Source organism: Halonotius pteroides (assembly GCF_003605635.1).
Taxonomy (GTDB): Archaea; Halobacteriota; Halobacteria; order Halobacteriales; family Haloferacaceae; genus Halonotius; species Halonotius pteroides.
In genome coordinates, this window is sequence record NZ_QMDW01000023.1 from 24,264 (window position 1) to 40,308 (window position 16,045).

The 16,045-nt window shown below is 61.9% G+C and carries 14 protein-coding genes; 9 read left to right on the forward strand and 5 right to left on the reverse strand.

Going from position 1 to position 16,045, the window contains the following annotated elements:
* Positions 1–86 precede the first annotated feature (86 nt).
* Positions 87–1,100 carry a cell division protein FtsA gene (locus tag DP106_RS12690; protein WP_120085851.1) on the reverse strand — a complete coding sequence of 338 codons (1,014 nt, stop codon included), beginning with the start codon at positions 1,098–1,100 and terminating at the stop codon, positions 87–89.
* A 225-nt stretch (positions 1,101–1,325) separates the two neighbouring features.
* Positions 1,326–2,216: a DUF7139 domain-containing protein gene (locus DP106_RS12695; RefSeq protein ID WP_120085853.1), complete on the reverse strand. Its 891-nt coding sequence runs from the start codon at positions 2,214–2,216 to the stop codon at positions 1,326–1,328.
* A gap of 86 nt (positions 2,217–2,302) precedes the next feature.
* Between DP106_RS12695 and DP106_RS12700 the strand changes: the two genes are divergently transcribed.
* The 7 genes from DP106_RS12700 to DP106_RS12730 all read left to right on the forward strand — a co-directional run bounded on the left by DP106_RS12700 (position 2,303) and on the right by DP106_RS12730 (position 8,892).
* Positions 2,303–2,479, forward strand: coding sequence for a zf-TFIIB domain-containing protein (locus DP106_RS12700; RefSeq protein ID WP_120085855.1), 177 nt, complete (start codon positions 2,303–2,305; stop codon positions 2,477–2,479).
* Positions 2,480–2,481: 2 nt separating this feature from the next.
* Positions 2,482–3,168, forward strand: coding sequence for a Rho termination factor N-terminal domain-containing protein (locus DP106_RS12705; RefSeq protein WP_120085857.1), 687 nt, complete (start codon positions 2,482–2,484; stop codon positions 3,166–3,168).
* A gap of 2 nt (positions 3,169–3,170) precedes the next feature.
* The gene (locus DP106_RS12710; protein ID WP_120085858.1) at positions 3,171–3,455 is read left to right on the forward strand and encodes a hypothetical protein; all 285 of its coding nucleotides are present in this window, start codon (positions 3,171–3,173) and stop codon (positions 3,453–3,455) included.
* Between the two features lie 99 nt (positions 3,456–3,554).
* The gene (gene pheS, locus DP106_RS12715) at positions 3,555–5,069 is read left to right on the forward strand and encodes a phenylalanine--tRNA ligase subunit alpha (RefSeq protein ID WP_120085860.1); all 1,515 of its coding nucleotides are present in this window, start codon (positions 3,555–3,557) and stop codon (positions 5,067–5,069) included.
* Positions 5,069–6,868, forward strand: a complete 1,800-nt coding sequence (gene pheT, locus DP106_RS12720) for a phenylalanine--tRNA ligase subunit beta (protein WP_120085862.1) — start codon at positions 5,069–5,071, stop codon at positions 6,866–6,868. The genes pheS and pheT overlap by 1 nt, the downstream gene beginning before the upstream one ends.
* Positions 6,868–7,905, forward strand: a complete 1,038-nt coding sequence (locus DP106_RS12725) for an AIR synthase family protein (RefSeq protein WP_120085864.1) — start codon at positions 6,868–6,870, stop codon at positions 7,903–7,905. Before pheT ends, DP106_RS12725 begins: the two co-directional genes overlap by 1 nt.
* Before the next feature lie 39 nt (positions 7,906–7,944).
* A complete protein-coding gene (locus DP106_RS12730) occupies positions 7,945–8,892 on the forward strand; it encodes an ABC transporter substrate-binding protein (RefSeq protein WP_120085865.1) in 948 nt (315 codons plus the stop codon).
* Here DP106_RS12730 and DP106_RS12735 read toward each other — a convergent pair.
* Entirely contained in the window at positions 8,889–10,604 is a 1,716-nt protein-coding gene (locus DP106_RS12735; RefSeq protein WP_165857893.1) for a histidine kinase N-terminal 7TM domain-containing protein, read from the reverse strand. The two genes, DP106_RS12730 and DP106_RS12735, sit on opposite strands and share 4 nt — an antisense overlap.
* 355 nt (positions 10,605–10,959) lie before the next feature.
* Between DP106_RS12735 and DP106_RS12740 the strand changes: the two genes are divergently transcribed.
* Complete coding sequence (locus DP106_RS12740) at positions 10,960–13,632, forward strand: valine--tRNA ligase (protein WP_120085869.1); 2,673 nt, start codon at positions 10,960–10,962, stop codon at positions 13,630–13,632.
* Between the two features lie 18 nt (positions 13,633–13,650).
* On the opposite strand, the gene DP106_RS12745 is transcribed toward DP106_RS12740, so the two are convergent.
* Positions 13,651–14,709, reverse strand: a complete 1,059-nt coding sequence (locus DP106_RS12745) for a quinone-dependent dihydroorotate dehydrogenase (RefSeq protein ID WP_120085871.1) — start codon at positions 14,707–14,709, stop codon at positions 13,651–13,653.
* A gap of 192 nt (positions 14,710–14,901) precedes the next feature.
* Positions 14,902–15,099 carry a hypothetical protein gene (locus DP106_RS12750; RefSeq protein WP_120085873.1) on the reverse strand — a complete coding sequence of 66 codons (198 nt, stop codon included), beginning with the start codon at positions 15,097–15,099 and terminating at the stop codon, positions 14,902–14,904.
* Between the two features lie 235 nt (positions 15,100–15,334).
* On the opposite strand from DP106_RS12750, the gene DP106_RS12755 reads away from it, so the two are divergent.
* Positions 15,335–15,643, forward strand: a complete 309-nt coding sequence (locus tag DP106_RS12755) for a non-histone chromosomal MC1 family protein (RefSeq protein WP_120085877.1) — start codon at positions 15,335–15,337, stop codon at positions 15,641–15,643.
* Positions 15,644–16,045 lie beyond the last annotated feature (402 nt).

Here is a 16,045-nt window from a genome sequence, read left to right on the forward strand (position 1 = left end):
TCTCATCTCACTCCTTCAGTTTCGACCTGAGAACCGACAGTTTTGATTGCAACACAAAAACCACCGAACCGCTGTCAACGCGATCGTTACTCCTCGCCGTCCTCGCCCGCGCCGCCTTCCTCCTCTTCCTCGGAGCGCGCGGCGACCAGCGCGCCGCTGGCGACGCTGTACATCGGCTCGTCGGGCGAATGGACGCCGCTGATCGAAAACGGGATGTTTGCGTCTTCGAGGTGGTCGGCAAACAGATCCTCAAACCCGTTTGGGCTGGAGGTGCCACCTGTCACGACGACCGGCACGTCGAGGCCTTCCTCGATGTCCTCCTCGTCAACCTCTTTGGTGACGTTTTCGATCACATAGTCTAAGAGGTTCTCGTAGTAGATGGCGAGTGCACCTTCGACGCCGCCAACATCGGTCTGGAAGTCCAACTCGAAGTCGTCTTCCTTGATCGAGGTCACCTTGTCGACGGGCGTCCCCGTCGCTTGGGCGGTCTGTTCGTCGACCCAGTCGCCCCCGCGGGCGATGGAGAACTTCATGACGGGAACCGCGTAGTAGGCCAAACAGACGTTGGTCATCCCCGCGCCGAAGCTGATCCCCAGCCCGGTGAAGCTGTTGTCGGCGAGCTCGGAGTAGATGACCGCCATCCCCTCGTTGATCGGCTCGGGGTTATACCCCATGTCGCCGAGCATCGATTCCAGCGTTTTCTCGTGATACAGCGTTGAGAGATCCGAGTCGATCGGGTCAGCGGGGCTCGAATAGTAGAGCCGCTCGTCGTGTTTCGAGGGGTCGCCGACGACCTGTTCGGTGATGAGCTTGATCATCGGGATCGCCGAGGACTCGCTGCTGGAGAGGATGCCGTGTTGCATCGGCCGGCGGGTCTCCTCGCTGAAGATGTTCGCAAAGTTGAGCGCGTCATCGCCGACGACGTACACCTTGTCATCTTTCCGGATATGGAGCACCTCGCTCCGGGAGAGCATCTGTTCGGCCATATCGCTGTACTCGATCTCGACGAACGAGTTCCGTTGTTGCACGAAGACGGTTTCAGCCCCTTCCTGCCGGCCGGAGAGAATATTCATCGTCCCAACATCAAGTCCTTTGGCCATAGTAACGTTTCAGAGCCAATGTACATAAATTTTCGTAGCACTTAGAATGCTAATATAACAAGCAATAAGAATAAAATAATCTCATCGTTGTTAGCGGAGCCTCCCGCTGGGCATCAGTAGCTACTAGCCGTCAGCGACTGTCTGGCGTCGGTGACTACATTGTCACTGGCCGTCTCGCCGGTCACTACATCGTTAATGATCGTCTCGCCGGTGGCCACGGTGCCGTTAAAAGAGCCTCCCAAACAGTGCTCGCAGTCGACCACTCAGTGAGCGGTCAGCCGTTTTGGCCTGCTCTTTTTGCTGTTGTTCGCGGAGTTCTCGGAGCGCGGCCGCCTGATCGTCGGTTCCCTCACCGCTGGCGGTTTCAACCTCGCCGCCCTGTAACCCTTTGAGCTGTGAGACCGCGTTGGTGACGCTGCCGTCGTCGGTGCGGGTTTCGATCCCTGAGTCAGGTATGCTCTCGCTGTCGATATCGTCGACCGCACTCGTATCGAGATTTAGCGTTCGCGTCTCCGTTTTCGCGACGCCGCCCCAAGAGAGGTCGGCCTCATCCAGCGCGCTGTCGATGTCAGTTTGAACCTGTTCGTCGGTGACCGTCTCACCCGCTGCATCGTCGCCCGTCCCCGCACCCTCGGCGTCCGTGTCGCCGGCTGCCTGCTCTATCTGGTGAGCGACGAGGGCGGCGGCCGTTGCCGCGATGACAACGACGACCCCGACGCTGTAGATGCCGACCACCTGTGCGGCGTAATCCGGCCCGACGGAGACATTGAAATCGTTCGGGTAGACGCTGACGAATCTGACAACCCCCGCCACACAGATGACGCTGCCGCCGCTGGCGACCAGCAGCATCCGTTTATCAACCGGCAGCAACACGACGATCCCACCTAACAACGCGGGCGCGCCGACCGCACCGCTGATGATTGCGACCTGCCGTAAGCCGTAGGCCGTCTCGCTCAGCGTCGCGCTGTAGAGAAACACGAGGATCCCGGCAATACCGAGCCCCAACCCGAGAAAGAAGAGCCCAAACCCAGCATAGACGTCGACTGCACGGTCGGGGTCACCGATATACCGGCGATAATACCGGAGGAGTTGGTTTGAATCGGTCGCTTCACGCATAGAAGGAGCTTTTACCCGGACTGTAATCATTGTTCCCCCGACCCCAGTATTTTACAACGTTGACGACGAGTAGCAACTGAACAACAGTGAACCCCGACTGTCCGCGGTGTGAAGCCACTCTCACAACGTTCACACTGTCGGACGGTGAGGCCTTCACCTGTGAGGAGTGTGGCTATGTCGGCGTTGAGGCTGACCACTCCGGCGAGCCCGCGGCCGTCGAGAGCTGGGAGGATGCACTCCAGCGGTTTCACGACGAGTCCTAACTATGCCATCCATCGAGATTACCGACGACCAACACGACCGCATCGCGGCGTTGCGCGAGGAACTCGCCGATACCCACGCCGGAAGCTACACATCGGTTACGCCGCCGGATGTCATCGCCTACCTGCTTGATGTCGCTGACGCCGTCGATGACCCCGAGCGGGCGGCTACCGTCGCGACCCCCGCCGACACGGACGACGACCACTCATACCCGCGATCGCAACTCGAAGCGCAGCTTGAAGAGCGTAACCGCCGCCACAGCGATGCTGACCCTGAGGATCCGATGGATCTCTACACTATCGCCGCCGAGTACAACATCTCCGGTCGCAGCAACATGACCAAGCAGGAACTTATTACGGCGATCCTTGATGCGACCGAGCGCCGCTACACCGACCCGCTTGCGCCTGTCGATGTCGACTTCCCTGCCGACACGGAGCCGGCGGCCGACCGCGCTGACGCCGCCGATACCGACTCAGGGCCCGACATCTATGACGGTGGTTCCGATGGTGACGCCGGCGACACCGACGACGATGGCCAACTCAACGCGATGTTGAGCCTGCTTGAGACCCACAGCGACAAGTGGCACCCGGCTGACGGCGACGCCCGTTATGCGGTTGAACTGCCCGACGGCAGCGTTGAATCGGCCCGCACCAAAGACGACGTTCGCGCGACCCTGTTCAAACACTACTAACGATGGGACTGCTTGAGACCCTCAAATCGTGGCTCAGGGTTGGCGGCGACACCGCCAGCGAGCCAGACACCGTGACCGACGACACGCCGAGCGAGGAACCGAAACTCGACCCCAACGGCGCGACCGAAACACGGGTCACATCGACTGACTCCGCCGTCGACGCGCTCAAACAAACCCGAACCGAGGCCGCCGACACCGTCGAGGGCGACAATGAACCACCTGTCGCTGACGAGACGATCGACAATGAGCCGGCTCCCGAGTCGACCGATGGGAAACCTGAGGAGTAGTCCGTCTTCTCGGCTTCTCCTGACTCCGATTTTATCACGTGGCTGCTGTCGTCTTCGCAACTGCTAACTGACGACCCCACCGACATCCGACAACAACTGATGCGTCTCCCGGACTCACAACTCGCGGTGTTGGAAGCCGCCTCGGCGACCGAACCGACGCCAGTCGATCGGCTGGCCGATGAAACCGAGCTAAAACCCGAAACCGTCACCCGTGCGGCCTTCGATCTCCGCGACGATGGCCTGGTCACGATTGCGGAACGCACCGAAACTACCGCCGACCCCACCGACGAGGCCCACGACTATCTCGAATCGGGTCTCCCGGAAGTCCGGCTCTACCGCGCTGCGATTGAGGCCGACGCCGACGACGCCGTCGAACTCGGCCAACTCATCGGCGCAGCCGGCTTGGAGGGCCCTGAGGTCGACATCGCGTTGGCCAACTTCGCGCGCAAGGGCTACGGCACGATCGACTCCGGCAGCGTCACCGCCGACCCCGACGCCGATCCCGACAGCGACCCCGAAGCTGACGCCCTCGCCACGCTGGCCGACGGCGGTAGCGTCGACAACGACGCCATCGACGCCGACCTCCTCGACCAGCTCGAACGCCGCGACCTGATCGTCCGACGCGAGCACACCGTCCGCGAGATCACCCTCACCGACGACGCCGTCACCGCCCTGATGGAGGGCATCGAGACCGCCGAAACGGTCGATCGCCTGACGCCCGAAATGCTGACCAGCGGCGAGTGGGTGGATGTCGAATTCAGCGAATACAACGTCGAAGCCGACGCCCCCTCAATCGAGGGCGGTCGCAAGCACATCCTCCGACAGACGGCCGACCGCGCAAAGGACGTCCTCGTCGGAATGGGCTTTCAGGAGATGGACGGCCCGCATGCTGACGCCGACTTCTGGATCAACGACTGTCTGTTCATGCCGCAGGATCACCCCGCCCGCACCCACTGGGATCGCTTCGCCCTCGACGTGCCGCCGATCCAAGGCCTTCCCGATCAACTCGTCGACCGCGTCGAGTCAGCCCATCGCGACGGCGTCGGCGAAGACGGCGACGGCTACCACTCACCGTGGGATCGGGATTTCGCCGAGGCGGTCGCCCTCCGTGGTCACACAACCTCGCTGTCGATGCGCTATCTCTCTGGCTTTGCGGGTGCCGACATCGAACCGCCCAAGCGATACTTCTCGGTCGAGAAGGTCTATCGCAACGATACGCTCGATCCGACCCATCTGCTTGAGTTCTTCCAGATCGAGGGCTGGGTACTCGCCGAGGATCTCTCGGTGCGTGATCTGATGGGCACCTTTGAGGAGTTCTACGCCCAGTTCGGGATCACCGATATCAAATTCAAACCGCACTACAACCCCTACACGGAGCCCTCCTTCGAGCTGTTCGGCGAGCATCCGACGACCGGCGAGATCGTCGAGATCGGGAACTCCGGGCTGTTCCGCCCTGAGGTGTTGGAACCACTTGGCATCGAAGCCGACGTGATGGCGTGGGGCCTCGCGCTGGAACGCCTGCTCATGTTGATGTATGGCTTCGAGGATATCCGGGATGTGCATGGAACGTTGTGTGATCTTGAACTGCTGCGAGAAACGGAGGTGCTCCACTAATGCCTGTTGTCGATGTCGACCCCGACGAACTCCGCGAGTTGACCGGCCACGAGGAGAAATCCGACGACGAACTCAAAGACGATCTGTTCAATCTTGGCCTCGAATTCGAGGGCGAAACCGACGACGGCGAGCTCCAACTCGAATTCGCGCCCGACCGGCTTGATCGCCTCTCGGTCGAGGGTGTTGCCCGCTCGCTGCGGTATCAGTACGGCGACGAAACCGGCGTCTACGTCCCCAACACGAACGACCCTGATTGGACGTACGAAGTTGCGGAATCCGTTCCTGAGGGTCGCCCTTACGTCACGGGTGCCATCGTCCGCGACGTGAACATGACCGAGGACGTGCTGGAATCGCTGATCCAACTCCAGGAGAAACTGCACGCAACGATGGGCCGCAAACGCGCGAAAGCCGCCATCGGGATCCACGACCTGACGATGCTGAAAGGTGCCGGCCTCGGTGACGACGGAAGCGGCCACTCGATCACCTACCGCGGGATCGATCCCGACGGCGACCGGTTCGTCCCGCTTGATGCCGACAGCGAGATGACGCCCGCCGAGGTGCTCACCGACCACCCGATCGGCGACAAGTTCGGCGATCTCCTCGACGGCTTCGATCGCTATCCCGCGATCTACGACGATCTCGGATTGTTTTCGTTCCCGCCGGTGATCAACGGCCGCCGCACTGAGGTCGAAGCTGCGTCCCGGGATCTCCTCATTGAGCTCACCGGCACCGACCAGTGGACGATCGACCATATCTGCAACATCATCTGCTATGCGCTGTCGGCCCGCGGCGGCACTATCGAGGAGGTCGAAATCAATTACCCGGCCGCGACCGGCCCCTACAAAACGGTCGGCGGCGGGCTCGTCCGCCCGGATTTCGGGATCGACACCAAACACGTCGCTCACGACCGCATCGAGACGATTCTCGGTGTCGACTTCGAGCAACGCGAGGTTGCTGACCTCTTCGCCCGCGCGGGCCTGTCAGCATCGATCGTCGACGACGCTGGCAACGCTGCTGACGTGAACGCAGTTACTGACGGTGACGGCGTCGTTTACGCTGTCGAGATCCCACCCTACCGCGTTGATGTCTTACACCCGATGGATCTCATCGACGATCTGGGCCGGGCCTACGGCTTCAACGAGTTGGAGCCGCGCTACCCCGATATCGGCACCGTCGGCGGTCGCCACGACCGCACACAACTCGAAGATGCGGCTCGCGCGAGTCTCGTCGGCCTCGGCTTTGAGGATCTGCTCAACTTTCATATGATCTCCGCCGAGGCCAACTACGACCGGCTCAACATCGAGCCCAGCGCGACGGCCGGCGACGGCGACCGCCGGCTCGTCGGCGCGGGCGAGCCCGTCGAGATCACCGGCCCTTACAGCGAGGATTACACCCAGCTTCGCACCTGGGTGCTCCCCTCGCTGCTGATGGTACTCGAAAATAACACCCATCGCGCCTACCCACAGGATCTCGCCGAGATCGGTCTCGCCGCCGAGGTCGACGAGTCTGAAAACACGAACGTCGCCGAGTGGCGATCCATCGGGGCTGTCCTCGCCCGCAACGACGCGACCTACGAGGACGCTAAGGCACGACTCGCCGCGCTCTGTGACGACCTCGATGTCGACCTCGAAACGCCGCCGACAGAGCATCCGACGTTTATCGACGGCCGAGTTGCCGACGTGGTGATCGACGGCGACGTGGTTGGCGTGATCGGCGAGATCCATCCCAAGGTACTGGTCGAACACGATCTGGAACTCCCGGTCGCGGCCTTCGAGCTTCGGCTTGAGGCCCTGCAGTAATGGCCCGAACCGGCAAGATCTCGCAGGCGTTCTTTCGGGAGCATATCGCCCCACAGCTCGGGGCCAACCGACCAGAAACGACCCTCGGCCCACAGCACGGTGTCGACTTCGGCGTCCTCGATATCGGCGGACAGGCCCTCGCTGTCGCCACCGATCCGGTCTCGATTCTTCCAGGGCTCGGCTTCGAGCGCGCCGGCCGGTTTGCCGTCCGGATCGTCCTCGCGGATGTCGCCGTCTCGGGGCTCGATCCCTCACATCTCGCGGTCGGGTTTACGCTCCCACCCGATCTCAGCGACGACGATTTTGCCGCGGTCTGGGGGGCGATCCACGACGAGTGCGAAGCGCTCGGTGTCGACATCGTCACCGGCCACACCGCTCGGTATGCCGGCTGTTCGTTCCCGTGGGTCGGCGCGGCGACCGCGATGGCCGTTGGCGACCACGACGCGATCGTTCGCCCGGATGGGGCTCGCGTCGGCGACGACCTCCTCATCACGACGGGCCCTGCGGTCGAAGCCGCCGCGCTGTTTGCCTCGCTGTTCCCCGACGAAATCGACTGCGAGGACGACCGCCTCGCTCGTGTTGCGGCGATGCTCGACGAACTCGGTGTCGTCCGTGATAGCCGCGCTCTCGCCGGGATCGACGGTGTGTCGGCGATGCACGATATCACCGAAGGCGGGCTGCTTGGCGCGTGCCACGAGATGGCCGCCGGTGCCGACGTTCGGTTCCGTATCGACACCGACCGGGTTCCGATCGACGACGACGTGGCAGCCGTCTGTTCGACCCTTGAGATGGATCCCTGGCGAGCGACCAGTTCTGGCTCGCTGCTGCTTTCGGTCGACCCTGATGCGACCGATGATGTGGTCGGGGCTCTCCGCGACCGTGGGACGACCGTGGCTGTGATCGGGAGCGTCGATTCGGGGAGCGGTGTTGTCCGCGACGGCGAGCCGACCGAGCCGCCGGCTGGCGACTCCTCGTGGCCGGTCTACGAGCGGCTGCTCGCAGCAGCTGATGATGCCGAGCCAAACGACGCTAACTGACCACCGCTCTTTTTGATCGTCTGATCATACCACCGACAAATGACCATGATCGACCTTGCACTCGACTGGACACCGAACACGAACCACACCGGTTTCTATGTCGCACTCGCGGCGGGCTACTACGCCGACCACGGACTCGATGTATCGATCCACTCGCCGGTCGACGACGACTACGAGACGACGCCGGCAAAACAGGTCGCCACCGGCGAGGCGACGCTGGCGATCGCGCCCTCCGAGAGCGTCATCAGCTACCAGACGCACCCTGACTACCCATCGTTGACCGCGGTCGCGGCCGTCTGTCAGGCGGACAAAAGCGCGATCGTCACTCTCGGCGACAGCGGCCTTGACCGCCCGGCTGATCTCGACGGGTGCCGCTATGCCTCCTACGACGCCCGTTTTGAGGATCACATCGTCCGCCAGCTCGTCCGCAACGACGGCGGCGACGGCGATATCGACATCGTCACCCCGCCGAAACTCGGCATCTGGAACACCCTGCTTGCGGGTGAGGCCGACGCGACGTGGGTGTTCATGCCGTGGGAGGGGATCCTCGCCGCCCGCGACGGGATCGATCTCAATGCCTTCTATCTCGACGAGTATGACGTGCCCTATGGCTACACCCCGCTGTTGTTGGCTCGTCCGGAGACGATCGACGACGGTGCAGCCCTGGGCGAGTTCCTCGCGGCGACCGCCCGCGGCTACCAGTTTGCCGTCGACAACCCCGATCGCGCCGCCGAGATCCTCGGCGAGACAGCCGAGGGGATGGACAACGACGACCCTGACTTCCTCGCCGAGAGCCAGCAGGCACTCACCGACGCCTACCTGACAGCCGACGGTCGGTGGGGCGTGATGGCTCACGACCGCTGGGACGACTTCGTCGAGTGGCTTGCCGCCAACGATATTCTCAGCACTATCGACGACGACCCGATCCCGGCCAGCGAGTTGCCGACAAGTGGCCTCTACACGAACGACCTGCTCCCCGACGCCTAAGCTTCGGCTTCGGTCTCGGTGCTGGCGTTTGTGCCACCGATTGCGTCGGGATCGACGACTCCCGGCAGTTCGACGGTCGCGGTTGTCCCCGTGGCGTCGGTCTCATAGCTCACACTGCCGCCCAGCGCGGTCGTTCCCCACTCGATAAGCCACAGCCCGATCCCGCTGCCGTGTTCGAGATCCGTCTCTGTCCCCTCCTCGATCACGCTCAGCTCATGTTTCGGAACCCCGCCGCCGCTGTCGCCGACCTCGATCCGGACGGTTGATCCGGCGGTGGTCGCCCCAACGGTGACGGCCCCGCCGCCGTGTTCAAGCCCGTTTTCGATCAGGTTGTCGAGTACGCTTTCGAGTAGTTGGCGGTTCGTCTCGATGGTGAGATTCCCCGGGATTTCGGTGTCGACACGCCCGCCGTGGTCGTCGACGAGCGGCTCGGCAACATGATCGACGAACCCGGCAAGCGGGATCGACTCGGTGCCCAGTTCGTCGGTTTCGAGTGTCCGTTCGACCATCCGGGCTTTCTCGCCGAGCGCAAGCACGCTGTCGGTGTTGGCTTTCGCGGTTGTCAACATGTTGGTGTACTCCTCATCGTCGACGCCGTCGGCAACCACGTCGAGATACCCGCTGGCGACGTTGAGATCGTTGCGGAGGTTGTGCCGAAGCACCCGGTTGAGAACGGCGAGTCGCTGCTCGCGTTGGCGTTCGATCGTGATGTCTTGGAGGGTGATCGTGTGGCCGACTGTGCTGTCGGCCGAATCCTCGATCGGCGAGACGGTGACAGCGTAATCGCACGTTCTGTTGTCGCCGTGGCGGATGCGCTGCTCATCGCTGTCGAGTTCGACATCGAGAGCGATGCCATCGAGTGATTTACCGAGGAGACTTGGCTTGGGGGTTCCGACGATCGTTGTCGCCGTCTCATTGGCGTTGATAACCCGCTGGTCGTCGTCGACGATGATGACGCCGATTCCCAGATCATCGATGGCGGTCTGATCGCCCGTCCGGCGGGCTGCCGGCGTCAACTCGAACATGTTCCGCCGGAAGAAGGCGTACATATCGAGGCCGAGATGAGCGGGAAACAACAGCGGTGCGAGGTTGAGATTCGGCATCGGCCCGGCGTCGAAGACCCACAGCAGGATTCCAGGAATGATCGGCACCGGTGACAACGCAAGGGCAAGCGTCTGAGAGCGATACAGCGGGCCGTAACTCACGAACGTTTCAAGCAAGACGAGCACCGCGCCGGTGGTGAAGAGCATCAGCGTCAGTAGAATGAGAAACAGCCATGCCTCGTTCGTGTAGGCGACCGTCGCCGCGCCAAACGTTGGATCGATCCGGTACTCGCTCCAAACGAGATGATGGCGTGGGTTGGTAGCGATCAGCCCAACAAAGCCGAGCGTGAGAGCGACGACCCCAGCCATCGGCGTCGACCGCACCACGTCCTTCCGGCCGGTGTATTCGAGGGCAAAGGCCAGAAACAACAGGCTCGTAAAACAGGTGCCCAGCCAGATCGGGATCTCAAACACCACCCGGAGCCCCGGATCGAACACGAGGAGGGCAACGCCGTAGGAAACCGCCCACAGCGCGATGGCCCCGATCATCGCCATGAACAGCGTCGCCCCGTCCTCATCACGGTAGGGCCAGACGTAGCCGAGAAACGCAAGCGAGAGCAGACCGGATCCCAGCGAGGCGATCGCCGGCCATGAAACAGCATCAAACACTGGCCACACCTACAGCCTCTCATTACATAACGATTCGCGTCGATACGAACTACTTCGATAAGCAACCCCAACAACGGTTGAGACGGAGAAAGCCCGCGACGCTCTCCTCAACGCCGGGGTTCGTCGAGCGGCCGGCCGGCCGCCGGCTGCCGCTAACGTGACGGCAGCCGCCACGCGTGTCTCGCCATTTCAGTCTACTAGAAGACTCCGTCCCCTGATCGCCCGAAATATCCGATTTTCGCAGCCCGCCAGGAACACCGGTTGGTCGGCTGGCTGATGCTCTCGGGTAGCCCACCGTCGCCCGTGCGTTCGGAAGCCGATTAACCTTAGTCCCCGCGGCGTGTCCCATCCCCTAATGCCAACCGGAGAGTACGATCCCGACGCCGTCGAGTCCAAGTGGCACCAACAGTGGCTCGACGACGAAACGTACGCCTACCCTGACGACGCGACTGACCCGAACACGACCTTCGCCATCGACACCCCGCCGCCGACCGTTTCGGGAAGTCTTCACTGGGGTCACGTTTATGGCTCCATCCTGCAGGATATCGTCGCCCGCTTTGAGCGCATGCAGGGCAACGACGTGTTCTATCCCTTCGGCTACGACGACAACGGGATCGCCTCCGAACGCCTGACGGAGTCAGAACTCGGCATCCGGCATCAGGACTTTGATCGGTACGAGTTCCAGGAGAAATGCCGGGAGGTCTGTGCCGACTACGAGGCGGAGTTCACCGAAAAGATGCAGGCGATGGGCACCTCCATCGACTGGAACAGCACCTACCAGACGATCTCGCCGGACGTCCAGCGCGTCTCCCAACTCTCCTTTATCGATCTCTACGACAAGGGCCGCGAATACCGGAAAAAAGCCCCCGCGATCTGGTGTCCAGACTGCGAAACCGCTATCTCGCAGGTCGAAACCGAAGATCACGAGGAACAGTCACATTTCAACGATATCGCCTTCGAACTCGTCGAGAGCGGACGTGAGCCTGATTCCGACGCCGTCACCGACGCGGACTACGAGTACCCGACGCCGACCCACCCAGGCGATGACATCGTCATCTCGACGACCCGCCCCGAGTTGATCCCGGCGTGTGTTTCGATGTTCGTTCACCCCGACGACGACCGCAACGCTCACCTCGTCGGCGGCACTGCTCGCGTCCCGCTGTTCGGCCACGAGGTGCCGATCTACGAGGACGACCGCGTCGACCAGGAGAAAGGCACCGGCGTCGTGATGTGCTGTACCTTCGGTGACCAGACTGATATCGAGTGGTACCAAGCCCACGACCTCGATCTTCGGGTCGCTATCGACGAGTCGGCGACGATGACCGACCTCGCCGGTGACTACGAGGGGATGAGCACCGAGGAGGCCCGCGAGGCCATCGTCGAGGATATCGACGACGCCGAGCAACTCCGCGACCGCTGGGCAATCGACCACGTCGTCCAGGTTCACGAGCGCGACGACGTGCCCGTCGAGTACCGCGTCACCGAGCAGTGGTACGTTGACGTGCTCGACAAACGTGAGGAATACTTGGAGGCCGGCCGCGAGATGGACTGGTTCCCCGAGAAGATGTTTACTCGCTACGAACACTGGATCGACGGCCTGGAGTGGGACTGGTGTATCTCCCGGCAGCGATCCTCGGGGATTCCGTTCCCCGTCTGGTACTGCGCCGACTGCGATCACGAGATCATCGCCGAGAAAGCCGACCTGCCGGTTGATCCGCTTTCGGACGAGCCACCGGTCGACAGCTGTCCCAAGTGTGGCCACGACGAACTCGTTCCCGAAACCGATGTCTTCGATACGTGGGCGACGTCGTCGTTGACGCCGCTCATCAACGCCGGGTGGGACTGGGACGAGGAAGCGGAAGCGTTCACGATGGAGCGCCCCGAGATCTATCCGATGGATCTCCGGCCACAGGGCCACGATATCATCTCCTTTTGGCTGTTCCACACCGTCATCAAGTGCTACGAGCACACCGGCGAGGTACCGTTCGATACGACGATGATCAACGGGATGGTGCTTGACGAGAATCGCGAAAAGATGTCGAAATCGAAGGGGAACGTCGTCGATCCTGACGCCGTCCTCGACGAATACCCGGTCGACGCCGCACGGTTCTGGGCCGCTGGCAGCGCGATCGGCGACGACCTGCCGTATCAGGAGAAAGGCCTCCGAGCGGGCGAGAAGCTGATTCGCAAGCTCTGGAACGCCTCGAAGCTCGTCGACTCGCTGGCACCTGAGCCGGTCGATCGCCCTGACGACCTCGCCGCGCTCGACCGCTGGCTGCTGGCCGAACTCGACGCGACGATCGCGGATATCACGGCGTTGCTGGCCACCCGTGAGTTTTCGAAAGCCCGCGACAGCCTCCGAACCTTCTTTTGGGGCACGTTCTGTGACGATTACCTCGAAATCGCCAAACAGCGACTCGACGAGGGTGACGACCTCTCAGCAGTGTACACGCTGCGCACCGCCCACGAGCGGTTCCTCAAGCTGTTTGCGCCGCTGTTGTCACACGTCACCGAGGAGATCTATCGTGATATGTACGATGCCGACGAGAGCGTCCACCAGTCGGCATGGCCCGAACCGCTCGGCATCGACGCCGACAGCGAGGGCGGGGCCGCTGCGATGGCGGTCGTCGGCGCGCTCCGAACGTACAAAAGCGACCAGCAGCTCCCGCTCAACGCCGAACTGCCGGCAATCGAGGTCTACGGGCCGATCGAGGGCTTTGCGGACGACATCAGCGGCGTGATGCACGTCGATGAGCTGACCGTTCTCGACAGCGAGCCGGAGGTCGAATCCGTCATCGCCGATATCAGCCTCGATTACTCGAAGGTCGGCCCCGAATACGGCTCCGCCGTTTCCGACATCGAAAACGGGATTGAGGCCGGCAAGTACGAGCTTGTCGACGACGAACTCCACGTTGCCGACAAAGAACTCAGCCCGGACTTCTTCGAGGTCAACCGCGAGCGACGCTATGCTGGCGACGGCGAGATGCTCGAAGCCGGCGACGCGATTGTGATCGTTTCCGAGGCATAGCCCGCCACCCGACTGTTGTTATTCGAGGTCGACGCCGACCGCGTCTTCGACCGAGTCGAAGCCATCGCGTTCCAACAGGGTGAGTAGTCCCTTATTGATATCGCGGGCAACCGCTGGGCCTTCGAACACGAGTCCAGTGTACAGTTGGACGAGGCTCGCACCCGCACGTATCTTTTCGTATGCCCCCTCGGCGTCGCTGACCCCACCGACACCGATGACCGGGACATCGGTTCGTTCGGCGATAAACCGGATCTGCTCGGTTGCGTCGTCTTCGATCGGTTTGCCCGAGAGCCCGCCGGTTTCAGCCTTGTTCGGATCTTGTAGCGAGTCGGGCCGGCTTGTCGTCGTGTTTGTTGCGATGACACCGTCGAGATCGAGGTCGTTGACGACCGCCAGCGCGCCCTCGACAGCGGGATCAGGAAGATTCGGCGAGAGCTTGACCAACAGCGGGGCTGCTCCGGCGTCTTTCAGGCCACCCAAGATCGCCTCCAAGGAATCCCGGTTCTGTAGTGAGCGCAACCCCGGTGTATTTGGACTGGAAACGTTGACCGCGAAGTAATCGCCCGCGTCGGCGACCCGCTCGTAGGTGTACAGGTAGTCGTCGGCTGCTTCCGCAAGCGGCGTCGACTTCGATTTGCCGATGTTGACGCCGAGCGGCACGTCAGGCTGTGGCTCGCGGTCGAGCCGGTCACCGACCTGGTCGGCCCCCTCGTTGTTGAATCCCATCCGGTTGATGAGGGCGTTGTCCTCCGGCAGGCGAAACAGCCGTGGCTGTGGGTTGCCGGGCTGTCGTTCGGCGGTGACGCCGCCGATCTCGACGTGGCCAAACCCAAGGGCGGTCAACACGCGGGGGATCTCGCCGTTTTTATCGAAGCCGGCGGCGACACCGACCGGTGTGGGAAACTCACAGCCGAACACCGACTGCCGGAGCCGGTCGTCGGTGACAGCGTATCGCTTCCCGAGCAGGGCTTCGAGTGGGGTGTCCTGAATGGCCTTGAGACCGTGATGTACCGTGTTGTGGGCTGTTTCCGGGGGAAGCAAAAAGAGGGCCGGCTTTGCGGTGTCGTATAGGCTCATTGTGTATACAATCTACTCGCAGTACAATCAATCCGACGAAGCGGTACCGCACTGTTACTGTTGTTGTGACGCTAGTAGTGGTGTGCAGCGCCGTTGTTGCTGCACGGTACACATAGACGGCTGGGAACGACCGATGTGTGACTGCTTGTATCGGGTAGCATGAATGGAAGCATAACCGGTGACAGCGAAGCGTTAGAAATCGTGCTGGACTGTATCTGGGTCGGCCTTCTGGATAATGATCTTGTCCTCGCGTACCCGCACAAAGACATCGTCGCCGATCTCCATGCCGGCGACCGCAAGCTCGTCTTCGTGCAGATTGACGTGGACGTTGTGGTACTCACCGTCGTCGTCTTTGGCCCCACTCGGACTCAGCTTCTTTTTACGAACCATCGCCGGTGTCTATGCTCATTCGCCACAGAATGCATATAAGTGTTGTTTGCCGCTGTGTGGTTGGTTTGGTTGTTGATCCGGAGCCAACTGCGCTTGCTGTTTTGTTGCCAGCAATCCCACCGACCAGAACCGCCGGCCGGCGTGTGATCGTATTTAAGCTACCGGCCGTTGAGTGTTCAAATCCCCGATATATTTATATCAGTGCATGTCCTCGGTTGGCATGGAGCCACAAACCATGGTACGTGAAGACGGTAAGCGAAACTTTGCACTCCGCGAGGCGGACGGCACCGAAGACAGTGTCTTTTCGGGCAACACCCCCCGACAGGCCGCGTTGAAGGCGGCCCGACGGCTTGATCCAGCCCCTTCGGAGTCGGCTGCTGACCGAGTTTCACTCGAACTCCGTGAGAAAGGCACCGACAAGGTGCACAAGTATGAGGGGTGGGCGTGGGAGGAGACAGCCCCTGACAACTCACCCGACTGGATGCCCGATGAGATCACCGAGGCGAACGTTTCCAAAGAGGGCATCGAACATCTCGACGAGTGACTGACGTTGTTGCCGTATCGACCTCGTGTTCTTTCGGCCCCCGTCGCTTCCGGTAGCGTTTTATCTCGGTCACACTGACCGTCCGCTTGCGCGGCAATCATCCGGCGCGACCCTCTGTATTACACAGGGAATGACCGTTCGACCTCCAGCCGCGCCACATTTGATCGACCCTTCGCAACGAGAAGCGACGCTCACCGTCTCTGTGTAGTGCCAATCGTACCACTCCCTCGTTGTGGCCCGTACTCTTTGATTCACCATGTGGGTTCGGCGCATGAAACCGCATGACGTGGCGGGTTTGCTTCGACGGTGTTTTATGTAAACCCCGTCTTCAGTAGAATGCACTGGCCGTGTGTGGAAACACGCCCGACCACCGCCGTCCGGAACCGCCGGACGGCACCCAGT

Excerpts from the sequence above, each read along its gene's own strand:
- DP106_RS12690 (WP_120085851.1), bottom strand. The coding sequence starts at position 1,100 with ATGGCCAAAGGACTTGATGTTGGGACGATGAATATTCTCTCCGGCCGG.
- DP106_RS12695 (WP_120085853.1), bottom strand. The coding sequence starts at position 2,216 with ATGCGTGAAGCGACCGATTCAAACCAACTCCTCCGGTATTATCGCCGG.
- DP106_RS12705 (WP_120085857.1), top strand. The coding sequence starts at position 2,482 with ATGCCATCCATCGAGATTACCGACGACCAACACGACCGCATCGCGGCG.
- DP106_RS12710 (WP_120085858.1), top strand. The coding sequence starts at position 3,171 with ATGGGACTGCTTGAGACCCTCAAATCGTGGCTCAGGGTTGGCGGCGAC.
- pheS (WP_120085860.1), top strand. The coding sequence starts at position 3,555 with ATGCGTCTCCCGGACTCACAACTCGCGGTGTTGGAAGCCGCCTCGGCG.
- pheT (WP_120085862.1), top strand. The coding sequence starts at position 5,069 with ATGCCTGTTGTCGATGTCGACCCCGACGAACTCCGCGAGTTGACCGGC.
- DP106_RS12725 (WP_120085864.1), top strand. The coding sequence starts at position 6,868 with ATGGCCCGAACCGGCAAGATCTCGCAGGCGTTCTTTCGGGAGCATATC.
- DP106_RS12730 (WP_120085865.1), top strand. The coding sequence starts at position 7,945 with ATGACCATGATCGACCTTGCACTCGACTGGACACCGAACACGAACCAC.
- DP106_RS12740 (WP_120085869.1), top strand. The coding sequence starts at position 10,960 with ATGCCAACCGGAGAGTACGATCCCGACGCCGTCGAGTCCAAGTGGCAC.
- DP106_RS12745 (WP_120085871.1), bottom strand. The coding sequence starts at position 14,709 with ATGAGCCTATACGACACCGCAAAGCCGGCCCTCTTTTTGCTTCCCCCG.
- DP106_RS12750 (WP_120085873.1), bottom strand. The coding sequence starts at position 15,099 with ATGGTTCGTAAAAAGAAGCTGAGTCCGAGTGGGGCCAAAGACGACGAC.
- DP106_RS12755 (WP_120085877.1), top strand. The coding sequence starts at position 15,335 with ATGGTACGTGAAGACGGTAAGCGAAACTTTGCACTCCGCGAGGCGGAC.